The sequence below is a fragment of the Ruegeria sp. AU67 genome, from assembly GCF_900312795.1.
Lineage (GTDB): Bacteria > Pseudomonadota > Alphaproteobacteria > Rhodobacterales > Rhodobacteraceae > Ruegeria > Ruegeria atlantica.
Genome location: NZ_OMPH01000028.1, coordinates 66,311 through 89,864, shown reverse-complemented (window position 1 = coordinate 89,864; position 23,554 = coordinate 66,311). Strand labels below are relative to the sequence as shown.

The window sequence follows — 23,554 nt, the reverse complement described above, 5'->3', positions numbered from 1 at the left end:
CAGTGATGGTAGCAATTCGTGTGATCCGCGAAGACGGGGCCGATCCGGCCATCGCTTTGCCGGCTTATGAAACGACTGGCGCGGCGGGAGCGGATGTCAGGGCGAATCTGCCGAATGGAAATTCGATCATGTTGGAACCGGGGCAGCGCGCTTTGATTCCCACGGGGCTACGGATCGAGATTCCAAATGGGTACGAGGTGCAGGTTCGACCCCGATCCGGCCTTGCGCTGAAACACGGGATTACCCTGCCTAATACGCCCGGCACGATCGACAGTGACTATCGCGGCCCGCTGGGGGTGATCCTGCTGAACGCCGGTCAGGAAAGTTTTGAGATTGCGCATGGCGAACGCATCGCGCAACTGGTCGTCGCCCCAGTCGTGCAGGCTGCGTTTGAACCCGTTGAGGTGCTCAGCGACACGGATCGCGGCGCAGGCGGTTTTGGCTCGACTGGACGCGGTTGATGCTTCTGGTTCTGATCCTTGCCGGTGCTCTGTGGGGCATTGGGTACGTAGCGGGGGTGTCCCGAACTGCTCGCTCCGTGTCGGTCAGCGTTTTGCTGATCGGAGTACTTGTTATCCAACTGACGTTGCCGGGTGGGCACCCGCTGCGCGAGGCAACCGGCGGGTCTGCGGCATTGTGGTTGATCCTAGGTGGTGCCGCGGTTTTGGTATTGAGCTATGGCAAGGTGCTCAAAACGCTGCGCAACCGTGCCGCGCCACAGCCAGCCGAGGAAACCGCGATGCAGTCTGACAAGTTCTCTGAGACCGAGTTGGAGCGGTATGCCCGCCACATCGTCCTGCGCGAACTGGGCGGGCCGGGGCAGAAAAAGATGAAACAGGCTCGTGTGCTGGTGATCGGCGCGGGCGGTCTTGGTGCGCCTGCGTTGCAGTATCTTGCGGCGGCCGGTGTGGGCACCATCGGCGTGATCGACGACGATATTGTTGAAAACGCCAATCTGCAGAGGCAGGTGATTCACCGCGATGCCGACATTGGCATGCCCAAGGTTTTCTCGGCCCAGCAAGCCATGCAGGCGCAAAACCCGAACGTGATTGTTCTGCCCTACCATCGTCGTCTGACTGATGAGATTGCAGCAGACCTGTTCGCCGATTTCGACTTGATCCTCGACGGTACCGACAATTTTGACACGCGCTACTTGGCCAACCGTACTGCGGTCGCACTGGGAAAACCGCTTATTTCAGGTGCTCTGTCACAATGGGAAGGTCAGCTAAGCGTCTTTGACTCCGCCAATGACGCGCCTTGTTATCAGTGTATCTTCCCTGAGGCACCGGCCCCCGGTCTGGCCCCGTCCTGTGCCGAAGCAGGGGTTGTTGGCCCGTTGCCCGGCGTTGTGGGGTCCATGATGGCGGTTGAGACGATCAAGGTGATCACTGGGGCCGGGCAGGCTCTGCGCGCCGAAATGCTGATCTATGACGCGCTCTATGGCGAAAGCCGCAAGATCACCCTGACCCGACGCCCTGATTGCCCCATTTGCGGAGAAGTCGACGCGTAAGCCTACTGTCGCGCTAGATTGGTAAGAGATTTCGGCGGTATCGCGGGCACCCCCTCTGGACCATTCCAGCCCGGCTCCCTAGCTTGACCAGCAAAGGAGATCCGCATGACCAACCCGATCCTGTCCGCCTGGACCGCTCCATTTGAAATCGCGCCATTTGCCGAGATTTCGGATGATGATTTTGCGCCTGCATTGGACAAGGCGATGGACGCCCACAACGCTCAGATCGACGCGATTGCCAACAATTCCGACCCAGCCAGTTTTGCAAATACAATCGAGGCACTTGAGGCGGCCGGAGAGCAGATAGACAAGGTTCTGTCTGTCTTTTTCACCGTTGCAGGTGCTGACAGCAACCCGGCGCGGGAAGAGCTGCAACGCGAATTCTCACCAAAACTCTCGGCGCATTTTTCGGGAATTTCGTCAAACAAGGCGCTGTTTCGGCGAGTTGCGGACCTGTGGGTGCGCAAGGATCAGCTTGACCTGACCGATGAACAGGCCCGCGTTCTGATGCTGACCCATCGCGGTTTTGTGCGCGCTGGTTCGGCTTTGGAAGGCGATGATGACACCCGCATGCAAGAGATCAAGTCGCGCCTTGCCATGCTGGGGACGTCCTTCACCCAGAACCTTTTGGCGGACGAGCGCGAATGGTTCATGAACTTGACCGAGAATGATCTGGAAGGTTTGCCGGGTTTCGTCGTGGATGCAGCCCGCGCTGCCGGGGAAGAGAAGGGTGCTGATGGTCCTGTCGTCACTCTGTCGCGGTCGTTGATTGTACCGTTCCTGCAATTCTCACCGCGCCGCGATCTGCGTGAGAACGCGTATCGGGCCTGGACCGCGCGTGGTGCCAATGGTGGTGAAACGGACAACCGCGAGATTGCGGCCGAGATCCTGAACTTGCGCGAAGAACGTGCCAAGCTATTGGGATATTCCAGTTTCGCGGACTACAAGCTGGAAACTGAAATGGCCCGAACGCCGGACCGCGTTCGCGATCTGTTGATGCAGGTTTGGGGGCCGGCAAAGGCAAGGGCCGACGCCGACGCCGAAACCTTGACCGCGATGATGCAGGAAGATGGCATCAACGGTCCGCTCGAGGCGTGGGACTGGCGCTACTACGCCGAAAAGCGCCGCAAGGCTGAACATGATTTGGATGAAGCTGCGCTGAAGCCGTACTTGCAGCTGGATCGTATGATCGAGGCTGCCTTTTCCTGCGCCAACCGGCTGTTCGGGCTGGAGTTTGCCCCGCTGGATGTACCGCTTTATCACTCCGATTGCCGGGCTTGGGACGTAACACGCGACGGGCAGCATATTGCTGTCTTCATCGGTGACTACTTCGCGCGTGGTTCCAAACGATCGGGCGCATGGTGCAGCGCCATGCGGAGCCAGGCAAAGTTCCCCAAGGTGCAGGCCCCCGTCGTGATCAACGTTTGCAACTTCGCCAAGGGCGACCCGGCGCTGCTGTCTTATGACGATGCGCGCACGCTTTTCCACGAGTTCGGTCACGCATTGCACCAGATGTTGTCCAACGTGACCTATGAAAGCATCTCTGGCACCAGCGTCGCGCGTGACTTCGTAGAGCTTCCCAGCCAGCTTTATGAACACTGGCTGGAAGTGCCGGAAGTCTTGGCCGAATTTGCGACCCATGCCGAATCTGGTGAGCCGATGCCGCAAGATATGCTTGAGAAGGTTCTGACGGCCGCGAATTTTGATCAGGGGTTCCAGACCGTGGAATACGTAGCCTCAGCCTTGGTCGATCTGGCGTTCCACGAAGGCGAAGCGCCAGCTGATCCGATGGCGAAACAGACCGAGGTTCTTGATGGTATCGATATGCCGCATGCCATCGGTATGCGCCACGCGACCCCGCATTTTGCCCATGTCTTCGCTGGCGATGGCTATAGCTCGGGCTATTACAGCTACATGTGGTCCGAGGTCATGGATGCAGACGCATTCGCGGCCTTCGAAGAAGCCGGGGGAGCCTTTGACACAGAGCGCGCCAAAGCACTGGAGGACAATATCCTGTCCACCGGAGGCTCGCGCGAAGCTGAGGAGCTGTATCTGGCGTTCCGCGGGCGTTTGCCAGGGGTCGAGGCGCTGTTGAAAGGTCGCGGGCTTATCGCGACCTGACCGGATCAGTAGCCCAGATTGCGGTCGACGAGGTGGAGGAAGGGTTTGCCTTCCTCCCCTCGTATAATGTTCTGGCAGATCACCTGGGCCGCAGTTGTCGGACGGGTTTCCGACGCGATATGCGGCGTGACGGTCACATTGGCGTGCGCCCAATACGGGTGTTCCGGCGGCAGGGGTTCCACGCGGAATACGTCTAACGTGGCGTGGGCAATGTGTCCGGAATCCAGTGCGGCCAGCAACGCGTCGTCGTCGATCAATGGACCGCGACCGGGATTGATGATCCGAGCGCCTTTGGGCAGCAAGGCCAAAGTGTCCGCATTCAGTGCGTTTTCCGTTGCGGGGGTGTCGGGCAGCAACAGGACAACGATCTTGGCACTGGACAACGCGGCGCGCAAGCCCTCGGTGCCATGCAGGCACGTTACCCCCGGGATGTCCTTTGCGGTTCTGCTCCAACCGGTCACTTTGAAATTCAACGCGGCAAGCGCGGTTGCGGCGGCTTCTCCCAATGCACCAAGGCCCAGCACACACACATTCCGTTCACTGGCAAGCGGTGGGGCATCGGGTGTCCACACGCCGTCCTGCACGGTGATATAGCGGTCCATGCCCAGGTGATAGCGCAGCACGTGGCCGACGACCCACTCGGTCATGCCATGCATCAGCCCGTGGTCCACCATCCGGGCCAATGGCACGGTCAGCGTTTCGTTGCCCGCGATTTTTTCAACACCGGCCCAAAGGCTCAGAACCGCCTTCAGTTGTGTATAGGGTGAAAAATCCAGCAGCCCGCTTGTTGGTGCATAAACGACGTAGTCGACCTGATCAGGCTCAAACTCAGTTGCCAGACGGAAGTCTAGATTGGCCTGCGAAAGCCCTTTTGTAAGTAGAGGTTCATACACAGGCCATTGTTCTGGGCGCGCGGAAAACAGGACGTTGACGGGCATGAGGGGCCTTTCAATTCAGCGAGGGCGGTGAATATGCGCGCTTTGAACAATGCCGAAGGCAGCCATCAGAACCAGCATGGCGGACCCGCCGTAGCTGACCATCGGCAGGGGCACGCCCACAACCGGCGCAAGGCCCATGACCATGGACATATTGACCGCAAAGAACAGGAAGAAGTTGAGCGCAACCCCCAAGGTGACTAGGGATGAGAACCGGTCCTTTGTCGCCAAAGCCGTAACCATGCAGAAGATAATAATCAGGGCGTAAAGGGTCAGCAAAGTGATGCCTCCGACAAACCCGAATTCCTCGGCCAACGTGGTAAAGATGAAGTCCGTGTGCTTTTCGGGCAGAAAGTTCAGGCGCGACTGCGTCCCTTGCATGAACCCGCGCCCGTTCCAGCCGCCTGACCCCAGCGCAATTTTCGACTGGGTAATGTGATAGCCTGCACCCAGCGGATCGGTGGAGGGATCAAGGAAAGTGTCTATTCGGCGGAACTGATAATCCTTGAGCAACTGCCACTCGGTGCCCCGACTGTTGAACACGGTCGCAATCAAGCCGACCACCGCCGCGATAACGGCGGCGAAATAAGCCCAGTGCACACCTGCCAGGAACATCAGTCCCCCGCCCGCCGCTAACAACAGGATCGAGGTGCCCAGATCGGGTTGTTTCAGAACCATAGCCGTAGGGATCAGGATCAGGATGACTGGAATAAGCACCCAGAGCGGTCGCGATGTCTTATGAGACGGCAACCAATCGTAGTAGGCAGCCAGAACCATGACCAGCGCAATCTTCATGACTTCGGAAGGCTGGAGCCTCATGAAACCAAGGTCGATCCATCGCTGCGCACCCATGCCGATGGTGCCGAAGAGTTCCACAAAAATCAGCAGAACGATCGAGCCGAGATAGGCCAAGACGGACATGTTGCGCCAGAACCAGATCGGTACCAACGCGATGATGAACATAACGGTCAATCCCAGTCCGAACCGCTCAATCTGGGGTTCGGCCCATGGCATCCAGGACCCGCCCGCGACCGAATACAGCATCAGAAATCCGGCGCTGGCGACGCTGATCAGCAACAAAGTCAGCGGCCAGTTCATGTAGAGGAACTTGCGAAACCCCGTTGGCGTGGATTTGACGGCGTATTCAAGATAGCTCATGCGCGGTCCTTTTCATCAGGTCGCGCTTTAGGGCGGCGGTCGCCCTCAAGCCGTTTTTGTTGTTCCTTGATGCGGTCACGATCTGCAACCGGATAAGCCTCAAGCGGTGGGGTGCCGTTGTACAGAGCCTGCAGCATGATGTCCCGCGCGACCGGGGCCGCTGCCTTGGATCCGCCACCGCCGTGTTCCACCACCACTGCCACGGCGTATTTCGGATTGTCGTACGGCGCATAGCTGACGAACAGCGCGTGGTCGCGCCGTTCCCACGGCAGGTCTTCGTTGCGGATTACGCCAGCCGCGCGTTCGGCCTTGGTGATGTTGCGCACCTGGCTGGTGCCGGTTTTGCCGGCCATGCGGAATTCATCATTGATGATGCGGCTGCGATAGGCGGTGCCAGCCCTATCGTTTGAGACCGAGAACATCGCTTTGCGTACCTGATTCAAGTTGTACGGATTGACGTCAAGCGGCTCACCTGCTCCTGACGGTTCCTCGACGCCATTGACGGAGCGCACCAAACGTGGCTTCACGGCCCGGCCTGTGGCGATCCTTGCCGTCATGACCGCAAGCTGTAGGGGCGAGGCCAGCATGAACCCTTGCCCGATCGAGGCATTCGCCGTGTCGCCTACCAGCCAGCCTTCACCGTGGACCCGCTCTTTCCATTCCTGATTGGGGGCCAAACCGGCAGCGACAGCTGACATCGGGATGTCGTGCTTGACGCCCAGTCCGAACTTGCGCGCCATTTCCGAGATTTTGTCGATGCCGGTACGCACCGCGACATCGTAATAGTAGACGTCGCAGCTGCGCTTTAGCGACAAATTGAGATCCACAGTCCCATGCCCGCCGCGCTTCCAGCAGTGGAAGCGGCGGCTACCGACCTTCAGGTGGCCGGGGCAATAGACGGTGTTGCCGGGGCCAACAACTCCGGCCTCAAGTGCGGCAAGCGCAGTGATCATCTTGAAGGTCGAACCCGGCGGGTAGGTGCCCTGAACCGTCTTGTTGGCCAGCGGGCGGTAGTTATCTTCAGTCAATGCCCGGTAATCCGCGACCGATATCCCGCGCACGAACAGGTTCGGGTCGAAACTGGGGGCAGAACTGATGGCCCGGATATCGCCGGTTTCGCAGTCGATGACGACTGCAGCCGCGCTTTCACCGGCCAGGCGCGCCTGGGTGTATTGCTGCAGGTCCGCATCAACGGACAATTGCAGATCGGCCCCTGCCTCGCCTTCTTGCCGGTCAAGCTCGCGCATGATGCGGCCTGTGGCGTTGACCTCGACACGTTTTGCGCCAGCTTTTCCGCGCAGGCTGATTTCCTGTTTGGACTCCAGACCGACCTTGCCGATCTGGAACCGGGGGATACGCAGCACCGGTTCGGGATCTTCGATCAGGCTGAGATCATAGTCACTGACCGGCCCGACGTAACCAACGACATGAGCGAAATCCTCGTAGCGGGGATACTGACGGGCCATGCCCACTTCGGGCGTAACGCCGGGCAGCGCGGGCGCATTGACAGCGACCTTGGAGATATCCTCCCACGTGACCTGATCGGCCAGTGTGACTGGCAGGAACGGGGCAGAGCGGCGCATCTCAGTCTTGGCGCGATTAATCTCTTCTTGAGTCAGCGGGATAAGCTCTGAAAGTTTGGCGATGACTTTGTCGACGTCGCCCGCATCTTCGCGGACCATAACAATACGATAGGACTGCGTGTTTTGGCCGATGATCTGGCCGTTGCGGTCATAGATGCGCCCGCGTGTTGGCGGGATCAGGCGAATGTTGATCCGGTTTTCTTCGGCCAGCAGACGGTACTCGTCAGCCTGATCCACTTGCATAAAGCGCATTCGCGCTGCCAGGCCGCCGATAAACGCAGTCTGCAACCCGCCCAGGATCAACGCGCGGCGCGGTAGGCGTTTGTATGCCAAACCTTGCGCTTTGGGATTGCGTTGTTTCATGCCCGGGCCCCTCTTGTGCCGGGATCCGACACTGACACGCGCCGAACGCCAAGCGCATTCTGGCTGAGAAGAACGACCAGAGGATAAACCGCAATTGTCAGAACCACTTGTATCACCACAGGAACCAACGCTGCTTGCTGTACCGATAGAATAGCAAGAATGACACGGTTCAATATGAAAATTCCCGCGATCACCACAGCGGCCGTTGTCCATTCAGCCATAAACCCGGCGTCGCGCATTCCGGGCGCAGCCGAGCGCAGATAGGACGATCCCAAAACCACAAGTGCCGCCAGCAGGCCCGGAGGCCGTTGCAGCAGCAAATCGGCCATCAGTATCACTGCAGCAACCAGAAAAATGGGAACGTATTCCGGTCGGCGAAGAACCCAGGCGAACGTTAACGCAATAAGCATGTCCGGAAACGGCCACCGGTCCGGCTGTGTATCCAGAGGCAGAAGATGCAGGAACATAATCAGTAACGCCAGGAACACGTACAAACAGCGTTTGAGCCAAAGATGAGAGGTTTGCCTATCCATCGCCGACCTCCGGTGGGGTCAGGGCAGCCTCGGGTTGCCGTGGGCCCACGATGCCGCCAGGATCCGAGATCACCGGGGCCAAGTGGAAGCGCAGAACGCGAAGGAATTCCAGTCGTTCAAAATCTGCGGAGAGGCGCACCCGCAAACGCCCGCCTGGGTCTTCGGTGATCTGCCCGATCAGCAACCCTCCGGGGAACACGCCGCCATCACCCGAGGTTACAACGCGGTCGCCGGGACGTACCAGTTCGCGGTTTTCCAGAAACTCCACCGACGGGGATTGCGTGTTGTCGCCGGTGATCAGAGCGGTTTGGCCAGACGGTTGAATCGTGGCAGGAATTGCACTGGATGCATCTGTCATCAGGATGACACGCGCGGTGTCGGGGCCAACGCCCGAGATACGCCCGACGACGCCAATCCCGTCCATGGTGGCCCAGCCGTCCCTGATCCCATCCCTTTCACCCACGTTCAGCAGGACCGACTGGCGGAAGGGCGAGCCGCTATCGGCCATGACCACCCCGGTGATATAGGTCAGGCGCGGATCAAGACGCACGTTGTTCAGGTCCAGAAGCCGGGCATTTTCCTGCTCCAGCTGCAACGCGGCCTCTTTCCAGGCGCGCATTATGCGCAATTCGCTGCGCAATTCCTGGTTCTGATCACTCAGCCGTTGGTAACTTTGGAAATCGCGCACCAGATTGACGGCGGCGGTGACAGGAACCATGGCCCATTCCATCGACGGCACAACACTGTCCACGACCTGTGCGCGAAACCGTTCCACGCGCGGGCTGTCGATCCGCCAGATCAGAAAGATGCCTAGCAGACACAACACAACAATCCCCAGCAACAGGCGGCGCAAGGGGGTTGTGTATTCATCGCGCTGTGATCGGTCTTTTGCCACAGGACTCCTTCCCGTGCTGCTCGTGCCGAATTTACCCTATGTGGTAAAGGGTGCGCGCCTCAGCTTTCGTAGTCAATCGCGTGGCGCAGTTGTTTTTCGTATTCCAGCGCCTTGCCGGTGCCCAAAGCCACACAATTCAGGCTTTCATCTGCAATCGACACGGCCAGACCGGTCTGTTCGCGCAGGGCGAGGTCCAGATCACCCAACAGCGCACCGCCGCCGGTCAGCATCACGCCCCGGTCCACGATATCCGCTGCCAGATCAGGCGGAGTGGTTTCCAGTGCGGTCATTACCGCCTCGCAAATCTGCTGGACGGGTTCGGACAGCGCCTCGGCCACTTGGGCCTGGCTGATTTCAATTTCCTTGGGCACACCATTCAGCAGGTCGCGTCCGCGAATGTGCATCGACTGGCCGCGGCCGTCGTCGGGCATGCGCGCAGTGCCGATGGTGGTCTTTATCCGCTCGGCCGTGGATTCACCGACCAGCAGGTTCTGCTGGCGGCGCAAGTACGAGATGATCGCCTCATCCATACGGTCACCGCCGACGCGGACCGAGCGGGCATATACGATGTCACCCAGCGACAGAACAGCAACCTCGGTGGTGCCGCCGCCGATATCGACAACCATGTTGCCGGTCGGGTCGGTGATGGGCATGCCCGCTCCAATCGCGGCAGCAATAGGTTCGGCAATCAGACCGGCGCGGCGGGCGCCTGCGGACAGAACCGATTGACGGATCGCGCGTTTTTCAACAGGGGTCGCGCCGTGGGGAACGCAGACGATGATCTTGGGCTTCGAGAAAGTTGAACGCTTGTGCACTTTGCGGATGAAGTGCTTGATCATTTCCTCGGCAGTATCAAAGTCGGCAATCACGCCCTCGCGCATGGGGCGGATGGCTTCGATCGAACCGGGGGTCCGGCCCAACATCAGCTTGGCGTCTTCGCCAACGGCCAGAACCTTTTTCACGCCGTCCTTGACGTGATAAGCTACCACGGAGGGTTCAGAAAGGATAACACCGCGGCCCTTGACGTAAACCAGCGTGTTCGCTGTCCCAAGGTCGATAGCCATGTCCGCTGTGAACAGGCCGCCCAGATTGCCAAAGATCCCCATATTTTTCCCTGATCCTGTATGTCAGTTTTCTACTGCCCGCGACTCGACGGTTCCGGGACGGATGACTTATAGGGTGCCAACTCGCCCGGTAAAAGGGCTGATTCCGCGACACTCAGCACCTTTCCGCCTTAATTGCAGGGACTTTAGAAGGCATCATGCTCTCATATCAACATATTTACCACGCAGGTAACCTTGCGGACGTCCATAAGCACGCAATTTTGGCAGAAACGCTGGCTTATCTGACCCAAAAGGACAAACCGCTAAGCTACATCGAAACCCATTCGGGGCGGGGGCTGTACCAGTTGGACTCGGATCAGGCCGTTCAGACCGGTGAAGCAGCAGCGGGAATTGAACGTGCGTTGACCGAAGGCTGGTTTGACGCCGATCATCCCCTGAGCAGGGCCATTGTCGCTGTGCATGATCGGTATGGCAAAACGGCGTATCCGGGGTCGCCCTTGATCGCGGCGAACCTGTTGCGTCCGCAGGACAAGATGCACCTTGCTGAATTGCATCGGCAGGAATATCGGGCGCTGAGCGACGTCATGATCACGACCGGGGCCCGGACCTATAGGCAGGATGGCTTTGAACTGGCCCAATCTCTGCTGCCGCCAACGCCGCGCCGTGGCGTTTTGCTGATTGATCCAAGTTATGAGGTCAAATCCGATTATGACAGACTGCCCGGCATCATCGCTTCGCTGAATCGGAAATGGAATGTAGGTGTGATCGCGCTGTGGTATCCGATACTGGCCAATGGACGGCATCAGGCCATGCGCGACGCTTTGGCAAAACGGGATTTCCCCAAGGTTCTGCACCACGAGGTCCACTTTCCGGCCGCACGCGAAGGGCACGGTATGGTTGGATCGGGAATGTTTGTTGTGAACGCGCCCTATGGTCTGAACGAGTGCGCCGAAACGTTGGACGGCCGGTTCGGCAAACTGCGCGGATGAGCAATCAGTGATCACATGGGGTTTTCCCAAAGTATGCCACGCAGGAGAAAAATCTGCTGTGACAGCATTGGACTTGCAGGAGAAACCGTTTTTTCACCGCCGGGACCTTGATTTCCGGCGGTGATCTCGTAAATAAAATGTCATGTGTGACAGCAAACGAGAATCGGATTGCTTCGATGGACTTCCTAAGCCGCCATATCAGTGACTTTCATCTGAATTACTGGGAAACCTTGATTGACGATTGGTTCTTCGTTTTCGCTATGGCCTTTCTGGCCTTCGAATTGATCCGATATGCAGTCGTCAAAAAACTGAATTGGCAGATGATGGGTGACACCGTCACCAATTTCATAACGCTCGTTTTCTTCATCGGTATCAGCTTTGTTCTGTTGGCTGGTTTCTATATCGGTGCCTATGTCTGGGCTTCGCAATTTGCCGTGTTCAATATTCCGACAACATGGGCTTCGTTCATCATTGTGCTGATCCTTGCAGATCTGGCCTATTACTGGGAGCATCGGATTCTGCACCGGATCAACTTTCTCTGGGCCACGCATTCGGTTCACCATAGCTCTCCCTTCTTCAATATATCAGTGGCTTATCGCCATGGTCCGCTGGATGGCTTCTGGCCGTTGTTTTTCCACTTGCCGCTTGTGCTTTTGGGGTTCAACCCGTTCATGGTGCTGGTCGCGGAACTGCTGGTGCAGCTGTATCAGACGGCCCTGCATACCGAAGTTATCAAAAAGCTGTGGCGCCCGATTGAATACATCTTCAACACGCCGTCGCATCACCGCGTTCACCATGGATCAAACCCGAAATACCTGGACAAGAACTATGCCGGGATTCTGATCATCTGGGACCGCATGTTCGGAACGTTCGAGGAAGAAAAGGAAGAGGTGGTCTATGGCCTCGTCAAACCGATCGACTCGATCAATCCCTTCGTCGCCTTCCTTCACGGCTTTGCCCGCCTGTTCAAGGATGTCCGGAACATGCCGGGGTTCGGCAACAAGCTGGGTGTTTTCTTCGGACCGCCGGGTTGGCAGCCAAAGAACGGTCGCAAACAGAGTAAACCCGCTAAGTAAGGCGTAGGAGCGCAAAAGATGCCAAGCAACACACAACGCATCGTGGCGGCCATCGTTACGGCAGGTCTGTTTGTCGGAGGCGCCTGGGTCGCCTCGGGGTTCACCACAGATATTGACCAAGCAGCGGCCTCCACCACAGGGACTTCGCAAGACAAAGGTCTGACCGTCAATCTTCATGGAGCGCGCAGCACCAAGGGCAACGTGATTGTCATGGCCTTTGACCAGGCGACGGCGTTCGACAACATGGATTACACCAAGGCCGCCGGTTATCTTGAGGCACCAGCGTCCGAGGACCCGCTCCGCTTCGACTTTCACGACCTCGACAGCGGGTATTTTGCTGTTATCGCGTTTCAGGATGAAAACGGGGATTACGATCTGAACTATGACGCGAACTCCATACCAACTGATGGGTATGCAGTATCGGGGCTGAACGATCTCAACGACACGCCGGTGTATGACTACTCGTTGATCGGGACAGAAAAGCCAGCAGATCTGACCTTGTTCTATTGGCCGTAATGCGACTGGAGATAATAGAGAAGGGGCGGTCGACAATCGACCGCCCCTTTTTTGTTCAAGTAAGATCTTTGTAGCTGATTTCCCGGGTATCTGCGCCCGGACCCGCCTTTTGACGGCGCACGATCAGGCGGTTCAGCGCGTGGATATACGCCTTGGCCGAGGCCACGACAGTATCGGTGTTGGCGGATTGACCGGTTGCGATCATGCCGTCCTCTTCCAGACGCACCGATACCGTGGCTTGCGCGTCTGTGCCTTCGGTCACGGCGTGCACCTGATAAAGCTGCAGGTGCGCCGTATTCGGATGCACAACTCGAATGGCGCGGAAGGCAGCGTCGACCGGGCCGTCGCCTTGTTCGGTGGCGATGAATTCCTTGCCGCCTACTTCCATCTCGATGGTGGCTTCGGCCTTGCCGACGGTTCCGCAGGTAACCTTCATCGAAACCAGTTGCAGGTGATCGTCGCCGTCGTCATCATCCAGCGTCATCAACGCGATCAGATCGTCGTCGAACACTTCTTTCTTACGGTCGGCCAGTTCCTTGAACCGAACGAAAATGTCCTTGAGCTGGTTGTCGCCAACCTCATAACCCAGCGTGTTCAGCTTATCACGCAGCGCTGCGCGGCCCGAGTGTTTGCCCAGCGGCAAGGATGTCCCGGACAGACCGATATCTTCGGGGCGCATGATTTCAAAGTTTTCGCGGTTCTTCAGCATGCCGTCCTGGTGGATACCGCTTTCATGCGCGAAGGCGTTCTTGCCGACGATGGCTTTGTTGAACTGCACGTTGAAGCCCGACACCGTCGCGACCCGGCGCGAGATATGCATGATCTTGGTCGTGTCGATGCCGGTGTTCCAGGGCATGATGTCATTGCGTGTGCGCAGTGCCATCACCACCTCTTCCAGCGCGGTGTTGCCGGCGCGTTCGCCAAGGCCGTTGATGGTACATTCAATCTGACGCGCACCACCCGCAACCGCAGCCAGCGAGTTCGCGGTCGCCAGGCCAAGGTCGTTGTGGCAGTGGGTGGCGAAGACCACCTCATCCGCGCCGGGAACCGTTTCGATCAGGCGTTTGATCAGGTCGGCGGATTCCATCGGAGCGGTGTAGCCGACCGTGTCGGGGATGTTTATTGTCGTCGCGCCAGCCTTGATCGCAATCTCGATCACGCGGCAGAGGTAATCCCATTCGGTCCGCGTCGCATCCATCGGCGACCACTGCACGTTTTCGCACAGATTGCGCGCATGGCTGACCGTTTCGTGGATTTTGTCGGCCATCTCGTCCTGCGTCAGGTTCGGGATGGCACGATGCAGCGGTGAGGTGCCGATGAAGGTGTGGATGCGGCTTTTGCCTGCATGTTTCACCGCCTCCCAACAGCGGTCGATATCGGCGAAATTGGCACGGGCCAGGCCGCAGATACGGCTGTTCTTTGACCGTTCGGCAATTTCAGATACGGCCTTGAAGTCACCTTCGGAGGCAATTGGGAACCCCGCTTCGATGATATCGACGCCCATGTCGTCCAACAGCTCGGCAATCTCCAGCTTTTCCGAATGGGTCATAGTTGCGCCGGGGCTTTGCTCGCCGTCGCGCAGGGTTGTGTCAAAGATCAAGACGCGGTCTTGGTCGGTCACGTTGGTCATGGGATTCTCTTTCTTCTTCTGTCCTAAAGCCTATGGCGCGCGGGCGTCCTCCTCTGAGCGGGCGCGCCGGATGGCACGCTCAGAGGCGGATTAGGATCAGTAGGCCACGCAGAGACGCACCGCGAAGGGCGGTGTCGGCAATCAGGATATCTGCGCGGTTGATCATGGGGTTGAGGTTATACATCGCGCGGCGGGAATGAAAAGAACGAATTTTCCTCCGGCATATGAAGAGATTTCTTTTTTCCCACATGTGTTGATCACGCATTGCCGACGGCTAGTTCAACCCGCATGGAAACAGCACTTATCATCGGCGCCTCGGGTGGGATCGGAGGTGCCATCGCCAATAGGCTTAGGCAACAGTCGGTCGACGTCACCACATTGTCCCGGTCACAGAACGGATTTGATTTGACCGACCCCGAGATCGTCGATCGGACATTGGCGGGCGTTTCCGGTCCGTTCGACCTGATCCTGGTCGCTGCTGGCGCTCTTGAGGTTAATGGTGCCACCCCCGAGAAAACCATCAGACTGCTATCCGCTCCGGCGATGATGGATCAGTTCGCGCTGAATGCGGTCGGACCTGCGTTAGTTCTTGCGCATGCCGCGCGCTTGCTGCCGCGCGACCGGCGCGCCGTCTTTGCCGTGTTGTCTGCGCGAGTGGGGTCGATTGGTGACAACCGGCTTGGTGGATGGATCAGTTATCGGGCGTCCAAGGCGGCGCTGAACCAGATTGTCCGCACATCCGCGATCGAGCTTGCCCGGAGCCATAAACAGGCGATCTGCGTCGCCTTGCACCCCGGTACGGTCACGACAGCATTCACCCGGAAATATGTCGGGCGGCACCCTGCGGTTGCACCTGATGAGGCCGCCCGGAACCTGCTATCCGTATCAGCCGCGTTAAATGCGGCTGATACGGGTGGGTTTTTTGACTGGGCGGGAAAGCCAGTGCCCTGGTAGCTTGATTACCCGTCAGAGGCGGATGTATCAGGCTCGGTTTCGGCATCCGTCGCGTCGGGCGCGCTTACGTTCTCACTGGGTAGGACTCCGTTTTCCCAGACGCCGGTTTCTTCCAGGCCATTGGCATAACGCATCGTGCCATTGCCGTGGCGTTTGTTATCCAGAAAGGTGCCTTCGTACACGTCGCCGGTGGCATAGGTTGCCACACCCTGACCACTGATTTTGCCTTCGGCCCAGCCGCCGGTATAGCTGAATCCGCGTGGGGTTTTTATAGTTCCCTCGCCGTGACGCTGACCGTCTTGGAAATCACCTTCATAGGATGTTCCGTCAGGGAAAGTTGCCTTGCCTTTACCCTGACGCGCGCCATCTACCCAGTCGCCTTCGTACCGATATCCGTTCGCGAATGTCAGAACGCCCGTGCCATTGCTCAGACCGTTCTTGAACTGTCCTTGGTAAACAACACCGTTGGGATACGTGGCCTTGCCATTGCCCTCAAAAATGCCGGCCGTCCATTCGCCGTCATAGACGGTGCCATCCGGATAGGTCTGAACGCCTTTGCCATGCGGCAGATCTGCGCTGAAATCACCGGTATAGGTCGCGCCATCAGGATAGGTGACCTCACCCAGTCCTTCGATCTGGCCGTCCACCCATTCGCCGGTGTAATCAAACCCGTCGGTCCCAAGAAAGCGTCCTTTTCCGTGGCGGCGGTCATCGGCATATTCGCCCTCATAAGTCGCACCGTTGGCATAGGTGGCCTTGCCATTGCCCCGACGGCGGCCATCAACCAGATCGCCCTCGTAAAGGTCGCCATTGGCCTGCAACAAGCGGCCCTTGCCGGTCATGCGGTCCTGAGACCAATCACCGCTATATGTCATGCCATCCGGAACGGTCAGAGTACCCTGACCATCGCGCAAGCCGTTGTTGATTTGCCCTTCGTAAACGCTGCCTTGCGTCGAGGTGATTTTGCCCTCGCCGTGCTTGACGCCATCCTTCCAGTCGCCATCGTAGACGTAACCGCTGGGATCGGTCAGGACGCCTTTGCCGTGATAGCGGGCGTCTTTGAAGCTGCCCTCGTATCGGACACCGTTGGTGTATTTTGCAACTCCGGTTCCGTTGATTGACCCCTCGGCCCAGTCCCCCTCATAGCTGCCGCCGTCAGGGTAGATGATCTTGCCCTGCCCTTCGGGTTGCCCCTTCGCGAACATCCCCTCATAGACCGAGCCGTTGACATAGCGCGCTATGCCGTTGCCCTGAATTTCGCCTTCGACCCATTCGCCGACATATTCGAACCCGTTCGGCAGGCGGTAAGTGCCTTCGCCGTGGCGCAGGCCGTTCAGGAAAGTGCCCTCGTACACGCCGCCAACATCATCATCCGCAACGATAACCTGTCCGTCCTGCGCAAAGGCGGATGTAGCCAGCAAAGCCATCGCCGTGGCGGCCAAAGAAATGCGGATAGCGTTCATGGTTTTTCCTGCCTTGCCCGGTTGTCACGTTTTAAAGCAAAACTAAGATACCCGTGCGGGCAGAGCAACGTGTTTTGCCGCATTTGACTTTCACTCGCGGTGCGATCTGCTAAATGGCATTAGGACTGACGAGGGCAAGAGGGCAGCATGGCCAACCGTTTCCGCATTACTCTGGCACAACTCAACCCCGTTGTTGGGGACATCCAAGGCAATTTGGACAAGGCGCTTGCGGCGTGGGAGCAGGGGCGCGAAGCTGGTGCCGACCTTGTGGCTTTCCCCGAAATGTTCATTACCGGTTACAACACTCAGGATCTGGTGATGAAGCCGGTGTTCCATCAGGCGGCCATGGCAGCGGTTCAGTCGCTTGCAGCGCAATGTGCCGATGGCCCTGCCATTGCAATTGGTGGTCCATGGACGAAAGACGGCAAGCTTTTTAATGCCTACCTGATCCTCAAGGGCGGTCGCATCGGCAGCAAGGTGCTGAAACATCACCTTCCGAATGAAACCGTGTTCGACGAAGTTCGCCTTTACGACGCGGGCCCTTTGGGGGGGCCGTACTCGGTTGGTAACTCGCGGATCGGTAGCCCGATCTGCGAAGACAGCTGGCACTCGGACGTCTCGGAAACACTGGAAGAGACCGGGGCCGAGTTTCTGCTCATCCCCAATGGTTCACCTTACTTCCGCAACAAATATGATGTGCGCCTGAACCACATGGTTGCCCGTGTGGTCGAGACCGGTTTACCGCTGATCTATCTGAACATGGTAGGCGGGCAGGACGATCAGGTCTTTGATGGCGCGACTTTCGGCCTGAATCCGGGCGGAGAGCTGGCCTTTCGAATGCCGGTCTTTGATGAAGCCCTGACGCATGTCGATCTGGAGCGCAGTGATGAAGGCTGGCGTATTGTGCCTGCTGAAGTTGTGCCGCAGCCGGATGAATGGGAGCAGGACTATCGCGCCATGGTCCAATCCCTGCGCGATTACATGGGCAAGACCGGGTTCAAAAAGGCGTTGTTGGGGCTGTCGGGTGGAGTGGACTCGGCGTTGGTCGCGGCAATTGCTGTTGATGCAATCGGTGCGGAAAACGTCCGTTGCGTGATGCTGCCGTCGGAATACACCAGCCAGGCCTCGCTGGATGACGCCGAAGCCGTCGCCAAGGCGCTGGGCGTGCATTACGACTATGTTCCGATCTCGGACAGTCGGGCGGCGGTGACAGACACTCTGGCCCCGTTGTTTGCGGGCGGCGAGGCGGATTTGACCGAGGAAAACGTCCAATCCCGCCTGCGCGGTTTGATGCTGATGGCGATCTCGAACAAGTTTGGCGAAATGCTGCTGACCACGGGCAACAAGTCCGAGGTGGCTGTGGGTTACGCGACCATCTATGGCGACATGAACGGCGGCTATAACCCGATCAAGGATCTGTATAAAACGCGCGTGTTCGAAACATGCCGCTGGCGCAACGCCAATCACCGCGACTGGATGATGGGCTCTGAGGGTGAGGTGATCCGCCCGTCGGTCATCGACAAACCCCCAAGTGCTGAACTGCGTGAAGACCAGAAAGACAGTGACAGCCTGCCGGACTACCCGGAACTGGACGCGATCCTGGAAATCCTGGTCGACCGCGATGGCTCCATCGCTGATTGCGAAGCAGCAGGATTCGAAGCAGATGTCGCCCGTCGCGTAGAGCATCTGATCTATATCAGCGAATACAAGAGGTTCCAGTCCGCACCAGGTACGCGATTGACCAATCGAGCCTTCTGGCTGGATCGCAGATACCCGATTGTGAATCGTTGGCGGGATCCGTCTTAAATCGAACCCGCGCACGGTCTCTTAGAGGCCCGATAGTTTCTGAAACAAATTCTCACTAATGGAAATTTATTCATTGTCCCCATAGTGGGGACAGTGTGCGCTTGGATTCAGCTTCAACCTTTGAACACGCTTGAAGTGAGGACATTTTTCTGACACATTTTAGCTCAATTGCCGCCTCAAGTGGGGCGGATGTGGCGCATTCTTAATTGGCTCGGCATTTCTAATCGGGCTTTGTTTGTTACGCATCGTGAATTGAGTGTCTGTGTTAACGATTTGGTGTGAATATGCGTGAGCAATACGATAGACCACTCCACTCGCCGCCTCCGTGGCGTTCGATGGAATCTGAGGGTCATGAATTAGACGAAAATCAGGTCGATTCTGCCATTGCCGACCTCTTGGGGGCTGAGATGCCGCCAGAGCAAAAAGCGGCACCAGGGCAATCAGTGGCTTTTTCGATTCTGCCTGAACTGCTTTCACAAGAAAGTATGGCCGAAGACTCTGTCGATAACGATGCTGGGCTTACAGCCACATTGCGTCAGAAGTGGGCGGAACTCTGCGGCGCTGCTTGACGGCCCGAGCCCGCTGAATTGAACAGTGCCAGAGATCATTCTGGCACTATAACCACAGCTTCTGAAAATTGTGATCGGCGCGTCAGGCGACATGTTGCCTATTGCCTGATATCGCGCATTCATTGCGGTCCGAGCAATGAAGTAAGAGCGGCGGATGCCCGGTCCAAAACCAACTCCTGTAGAACCTGATCTGCATCTGCCCAAGTCTGTTGACGTTGTGGTCATAGGCGGCGGAATCATCGGCGCATCAACAGCTTTAGATCTGTCAGAGCGGGGCGCGTCGGTTTTGCTGTGCGAAAAAGGCCATATTGCGGGCGAACAAAGTTCGCGAAACTGGGGATGGGTGCGTTTGGGGCTGCGGGACCCTCGGGAAATCCCGCTCATGCTAGAAGCGCAGCAGATCTGGCAGGATCTGGATCAACGCACAGGGCGCCAAACCGGGTTTGCGCGTTCCGGCATCCTTTTTGGCGCCTCGGGGAAGCGGGATCATGCAAATCTTGAACGCTGGATGCGCCATGTTGAAGGTCTGCACACTGGCGCTGAGATGGTTTCGGGTGCTGAACTGGATGGCTTGCTGCCCGACAATCAATCGGGATTGAAAGTTGCCCTGCACATGCCACGGGATGGACGGGCTGAACCGCAATGGGCCGCCCCTGCGATCGCTGAAGCCGCACGAGACAAAGGGGCGTGCCTGATGACCAACTGCGCAGTGCGCAGCGTTGATGTCGAGAACGGTTATGTCTCAGGTGTGTTTACCGAACGTGGTCGGGTGGCTTGTGCACGGGTGGTTCTTGCCGGAGGCGCGTGGTCGCGGCTGTTTGCGGGCAATGCGGGGATTGACCTGCCACAGCTTAAGGTTCTCAACACGGTCCTACGCACTTCACCGGTGAATGGGCCGGAAACAGCAATATGGTCAGATGACTTCGCGATGCGAAAAAGGGCCGATGGCGGTTATACAATTGCATCCGGGCACGAGAATACGGTTGATATTGTCCCGGATAGTTTTCGGCTTGCGCTGCAGTTTGTTCCGGCGTTCCGACAGGAATGGCGATCCTTGCGTTTCAGGCTGTCCAAACGCTGGGCGGCAGAGGCCGGTGAGGACCGAACATGGTTGCACACCGACGTCACGCCATTCGAACATTGCCGTGTGCTGGATCCTGAGCCCTCGGCCAAGGTCCTGAGGCGGACATGGGCGCGCGCGCGCAAAGGGTTCCCGGTGCTGGAGCAGGCAGAGATCGTTCAAAGCTGGGCAGGTTTGATCGACGTCACCCCGGACGCCATTCCGGTAATATCTTCAGTCGATACCATGTCAGGGATGTTCATCGCCACGGGGTTTTCAGGTCATGGATTTGGGATCGGCCCCGGAGCGGGGCGTTTAATGGCCGATCTGGTTTGTGAAACCACGCCATGCGTTGATCCGGCCGCCTTTCGCCTGTCCCGATTTACGGATGGTTCAAAGGTGCGGCCGGACCCGGGATACTAGGGTACTATCCCATCATCTGGTAGCTGACAGGCACAAAGCGGAACCCGTCGCCACGGGGTTCAACGAAGCCAGCTGCCGGGAATGGCATGTGATAGCCGATCATCGGAACCTTGTCGGCGGCCAGCATGCCCAGCACGTCGCGGCGCGATGCCGTGGCGGCTGCTTTGTCCATGTCAAAACGGACTTCCCATTCCGGATGGGCAAAGGACCAGACATAGTGGTTTGCCAGATCGGCGGTCAGAACCAGACGCTGCCCGTTGCTTTCTAGATGATACACCGTGTGGCCAGGTGTATGGCCATAAGCTGCAACAGCGGTGATACCCGACGAGACTTCGCCGCCATTTTCAACAAAGGTCATCTTCTCGGCCAAAGGTGTGACCTTGGCCGCGACCAGATCTCCGACACGATTGCCCGCGTCCTGCGCCGCCCAGAAGTCATATTCCGGAGAGGAGGTGACATAGCGCGCGTTCGGGAAGGTCGGCGCGTCATCGGTCGTCATGCCCCCGATATGGTCGGGATGCATATGGGTGATGACGACGACATTGATTTGATCCGGTGTCACACCCGCATCGGCCAAGGCCGCCTGAATACCACCTTGCCCCAGCCCCGTGTCGAACAGGACCAGCTCAGACCCGGTGTTGACCAGAGTCGGGGTAAAGAAGAACTGCGCGACATCCGGTGAGATGAAATTGTCTGCTGAGACTTTCGCGAAGTCTTCATCTGACGCTCCGCCGCCAAAGATTTCTTGGGCGCCATCGCGCGGCAGGCTGCCGTCCAACAATGTCGTTACGGTAAAATCGCCCAACGCAAAGGATTTGGCGACGGTTGAATTTGCCTTTGTCTCAGCTCCGGCTGCCAGAACCGGCGCTGCAGCTGCGGCAAAGGGCAAAGCTGCCGCGGTACCCAGTGCCGCGCGGCGTGTCAATTTGATGGTCATATTGGTTCTCCCTGTCAGAACAGCATTCAGTGAGTTTAGGTCGGCGCGAGTCTCTTGCCAGTGTATACCCTTTTCAAATGGGCTGCGTGGATGAACATTACGTGTTAATTTTTGTTTATGGCGCGATCTGAAAACAAAACCGTTCCCACAGGGCAAAGTGTCGAGGGCTTTTTGGCGGCTGTTCAACCGGTGAAGAAGGCAGATGATGCGCGGGCGTTGGATGCCCTCTTTCGGCACGCGACCGGGTTTGAACCTGTTATGTGGGGTGCGTCGATTGTGGGCTATGGTCGATACCATTATCGCTACAAGTCCGGGCGCGAAGGAGAGTTTCTGGCAACCGGGTTTTCCCCGCGCAAAACGGCTCTGTCGATCTACATCATGCCCGGCTATGCAGATTTCGGGGATATTCTGTCACGACTGGGTAAACACAAGCTGGGCAAGTCCTGTCTCTATGTGAACAAGCTGGCGGATATTGACACGAATGTTCTGTCTGAACTGATCTGCGCCGGGTTAAAGGACTTGGATCGGCACTGGCCGGTCCAGCCGACCTGAACGCCTTTGCTGGACAATTGGCCAATCCTGTGACAAGAGCCGCGCCAACAGGAGACACCTATGACAACCACCCGTTTTGCCCCGTCGCCCACCGGTTACATCCACGTGGGCAACCTGCGCACCGCCTTGATGAACTATCTGATCGCCCGCAAAGCAGGCGGCACGTTCATCTTGCGGATTGACGACACCGATCCTGAGCGGTCGAAAGAAGAATATGTCGACGCCATCAAACAGGACATGGAGTGGCTGGGCCTGCACTGGGACCGGGTTGAACGTCAGTCGGATCGTCTGGACCGTTATGCCGAAACCGCAGACAAGCTGCGCGAGATGGGCAGGTTCTATGAGGCGTTTGAGACGCCCACCGAGTTGGACCTCAAGCGCAAGAAGCAGCTGAACATGGGCAAGCCACCGGTCTATGATCGCGCCGCGCTGAACCTCTCGGATGCCGAGAAAGAGGCGCTGCGGGCCAAGCGTGGCAACGGCGTCTGGCGCTTCAAGCTGGATCACGAGCGGATTGAGTGGAATGATGGCATTCTGGGCGACATCTCGATCGATGCGGCATCCGTGTCCGATCCGGTTCTGATCCGGGGCGACGGACAGGTTCTCTATACGATAGCGTCGGTGGTGGATGACACCGAAATGGGCGTCACCAATGTGGTGCGCGGCTCGGACCATGTGACCAACACCGCGACCCAGATTCAGATCATCGAGGCGCTGGGCGGCACCTGCCCGCGCTTTGCGCATCACTCGTTGTTGACCGGTCCTCAAGGAGAGGCCCTGTCAAAACGGTTGGGCACGCTTGCCCTGCGTGATCTGCGTGAACAGGGCGTGCAGCCGATGGCGTTGCTGAGCCTGATGGCGCGTCTGGGCTCCTCCGACCCGGTTGAGCTGCGCTCGGAAATGGCGGAACTGATTGAAGGCTTCGATGTGAACCGTTTCGGGGCCGCGCCGACCAAGTTCGATGTGCAGGACCTGTTCCCGCTGACGGCAAAGCATTTGCAGTCCCTGCCTTTGGCCGACGTGGCCGAGGCCGTGGCTGATGCTGGTGTTCCTGCCGATCTGGCCGAACCCTTCTGGGCGATGGCACGCGAGAACATCACCACTTTGGCTGATCTCAAGGGCTGGTGGGAACTGTGTCGCGATGGGGCTGAGCCGCTGATCGCGGATGAGGACCGTGAGTTTATCGCCGAGGCTATGGCGCTGCTGCCTGAAGGTTCGTTCGATGGCGAAACCTGGGGCAAATGGACCAGCACGGTTAAAGAAGCGACCGGCCGCAAGGGCAAAGGGCTATTCATGCCGCTGCGCAAGGCGCTGACCGGCATGGAGCGGGGGCCTGAGATGGCCATTCTGTTGCCACTGCTGCAGGTGATCCGCGCAAAAGCCTGAGTGTACGGCAATAGAATGAGGAAGGGCGGGG

21 protein-coding genes are annotated in these 23,554 nt (G+C 58.1%); 12 read left to right on the top strand and 9 right to left on the bottom strand.

Going from position 1 to position 23,554, the window contains the following annotated elements:
* Window positions 1-5: 5 nt before the first annotated feature.
* The 3 genes from dut to DK510_RS15565 all read left to right on the top strand — a co-directional run bounded on the left by dut (window position 6) and on the right by DK510_RS15565 (window position 3,631).
* Window positions 6-461: a dUTP diphosphatase gene (gene dut / locus DK510_RS15575; protein WP_058273487.1), complete on the top strand. Its 456-nt coding sequence runs from the start codon at window positions 6-8 to the stop codon at window positions 459-461.
* Window positions 461-1,510 (top strand): molybdopterin-synthase adenylyltransferase MoeB, encoded by a 1,050-nt coding sequence (locus tag DK510_RS15570; protein WP_109312862.1) that lies wholly within the window; start codon window positions 461-463, stop codon window positions 1,508-1,510. The genes dut and DK510_RS15570 overlap by 1 nt, the downstream gene beginning before the upstream one ends.
* A gap of 105 nt (window positions 1,511-1,615) precedes the next feature.
* Window positions 1,616-3,631: a M3 family metallopeptidase gene (locus DK510_RS15565; protein ID WP_109312861.1), complete on the top strand. Its 2,016-nt coding sequence runs from the start codon at window positions 1,616-1,618 to the stop codon at window positions 3,629-3,631.
* 5 nt (window positions 3,632-3,636) lie between these two features.
* Here DK510_RS15565 and DK510_RS15560 read toward each other — a convergent pair whose 3' ends face one another.
* Genes DK510_RS15560 through DK510_RS15535 form a run of 6 tightly spaced genes read right to left on the bottom strand, consistent with a single transcriptional unit; the run spans window position 3,637 to window position 10,204 of the window.
* Entirely contained in the window at window positions 3,637-4,569 is a 933-nt protein-coding gene (locus tag DK510_RS15560) for a glyoxylate/hydroxypyruvate reductase A (RefSeq protein WP_109312860.1), read from the bottom strand.
* A gap of 15 nt (window positions 4,570-4,584) precedes the next feature.
* Window positions 4,585-5,724: a rod shape-determining protein RodA gene (rodA, locus tag DK510_RS15555; protein WP_058273483.1), complete on the bottom strand. Its 1,140-nt coding sequence runs from the start codon at window positions 5,722-5,724 to the stop codon at window positions 4,585-4,587.
* Window positions 5,721-7,670, bottom strand: a complete 1,950-nt coding sequence (gene mrdA, locus DK510_RS15550) for a penicillin-binding protein 2 (protein WP_109312859.1) — start codon at window positions 7,668-7,670, stop codon at window positions 5,721-5,723. Before mrdA ends, rodA begins: the two co-directional genes overlap by 4 nt.
* Window positions 7,667-8,203, bottom strand: coding sequence for a rod shape-determining protein MreD (locus DK510_RS15545; protein ID WP_109312858.1), 537 nt, complete (start codon window positions 8,201-8,203; stop codon window positions 7,667-7,669). The genes mrdA and DK510_RS15545 overlap by 4 nt, the downstream gene beginning before the upstream one ends.
* Window positions 8,196-9,098: a rod shape-determining protein MreC gene (gene mreC, locus DK510_RS15540; protein ID WP_108860807.1), complete on the bottom strand. Its 903-nt coding sequence runs from the start codon at window positions 9,096-9,098 to the stop codon at window positions 8,196-8,198. Before mreC ends, DK510_RS15545 begins: the two co-directional genes overlap by 8 nt.
* 59 nt (window positions 9,099-9,157) lie before the next feature.
* Entirely contained in the window at window positions 9,158-10,204 is a 1,047-nt protein-coding gene (locus DK510_RS15535) for a rod shape-determining protein (protein WP_039523195.1), read from the bottom strand.
* A 155-nt stretch (window positions 10,205-10,359) separates the two neighbouring features.
* Here DK510_RS15535 and DK510_RS15530 point away from each other — a divergent pair, with 155 nt between their 5' ends.
* The 3 genes from DK510_RS15530 (at window position 10,360) to DK510_RS15520 (ending at window position 12,743) form a co-directional block, all read left to right on the top strand.
* Complete coding sequence (locus tag DK510_RS15530) at window positions 10,360-11,151, top strand: 23S rRNA (adenine(2030)-N(6))-methyltransferase RlmJ (RefSeq protein WP_109312857.1); 792 nt, start codon at window positions 10,360-10,362, stop codon at window positions 11,149-11,151.
* 176 nt (window positions 11,152-11,327) lie between these two features.
* Complete coding sequence (locus DK510_RS15525; RefSeq protein ID WP_109312999.1) at window positions 11,328-12,227, top strand: sterol desaturase family protein; 900 nt, start codon at window positions 11,328-11,330, stop codon at window positions 12,225-12,227.
* Window positions 12,228-12,245: 18 nt separating this feature from the next.
* Window positions 12,246-12,743, top strand: a complete 498-nt coding sequence (locus DK510_RS15520) for a DUF2141 domain-containing protein (protein WP_109312856.1) — start codon at window positions 12,246-12,248, stop codon at window positions 12,741-12,743.
* Window positions 12,744-12,798: 55 nt separating this feature from the next.
* Here the strand turns inward: DK510_RS15520 and DK510_RS15515 are convergent, their stop codons facing one another.
* Window positions 12,799-14,373, bottom strand: a complete 1,575-nt coding sequence (locus tag DK510_RS15515) for a 2-isopropylmalate synthase (protein ID WP_109312855.1) — start codon at window positions 14,371-14,373, stop codon at window positions 12,799-12,801.
* A 288-nt stretch (window positions 14,374-14,661) separates the two neighbouring features.
* Here DK510_RS15515 and DK510_RS15510 point away from each other — a divergent pair, with 288 nt between their 5' ends.
* Entirely contained in the window at window positions 14,662-15,327 is a 666-nt protein-coding gene (locus DK510_RS15510; RefSeq protein ID WP_109312854.1) for an SDR family NAD(P)-dependent oxidoreductase, read from the top strand.
* Window positions 15,328-15,332: 5 nt separating this feature from the next.
* Here the strand turns inward: DK510_RS15510 and DK510_RS15505 are convergent, their stop codons facing one another.
* A complete protein-coding gene (locus DK510_RS15505; RefSeq protein WP_109312853.1) occupies window positions 15,333-16,790 on the bottom strand; it encodes an MORN repeat-containing protein in 1,458 nt (485 codons plus the stop codon).
* A 147-nt stretch (window positions 16,791-16,937) separates the two neighbouring features.
* Between DK510_RS15505 and DK510_RS15500 the strand changes: the two genes are divergently transcribed.
* From DK510_RS15500 to DK510_RS15490, 3 genes are all read left to right on the top strand, one after another.
* A complete protein-coding gene (locus DK510_RS15500; RefSeq protein WP_109312852.1) occupies window positions 16,938-18,596 on the top strand; it encodes an NAD+ synthase in 1,659 nt (552 codons plus the stop codon).
* A 335-nt stretch (window positions 18,597-18,931) separates the two neighbouring features.
* The gene (locus tag DK510_RS15495) at window positions 18,932-19,165 is read left to right on the top strand and encodes a hypothetical protein (protein ID WP_109312851.1); all 234 of its coding nucleotides are present in this window, start codon (window positions 18,932-18,934) and stop codon (window positions 19,163-19,165) included.
* A gap of 154 nt (window positions 19,166-19,319) precedes the next feature.
* On the top strand, window positions 19,320-20,648 hold the full coding sequence (locus tag DK510_RS15490; protein ID WP_109312850.1) for an FAD-binding oxidoreductase: 1,329 nt from the start codon (window positions 19,320-19,322) through the stop codon (window positions 20,646-20,648).
* Between the two features lie 4 nt (window positions 20,649-20,652).
* Here the strand turns inward: DK510_RS15490 and DK510_RS15485 are convergent, their stop codons facing one another.
* Window positions 20,653-21,585, bottom strand: a complete 933-nt coding sequence (locus DK510_RS15485) for an MBL fold metallo-hydrolase (protein WP_058278732.1) — start codon at window positions 21,583-21,585, stop codon at window positions 20,653-20,655.
* A gap of 117 nt (window positions 21,586-21,702) precedes the next feature.
* Between DK510_RS15485 and DK510_RS15480 the strand changes: the two genes are divergently transcribed.
* Window positions 21,703-22,137: a DUF1801 domain-containing protein gene (locus DK510_RS15480; protein ID WP_109312849.1), complete on the top strand. Its 435-nt coding sequence runs from the start codon at window positions 21,703-21,705 to the stop codon at window positions 22,135-22,137.
* Window positions 22,138-22,197: 60 nt separating this feature from the next.
* A complete protein-coding gene (gltX, locus tag DK510_RS15475; protein WP_109312848.1) occupies window positions 22,198-23,523 on the top strand; it encodes a glutamate--tRNA ligase in 1,326 nt (441 codons plus the stop codon).
* Window positions 23,524-23,554 lie beyond the last annotated feature (31 nt).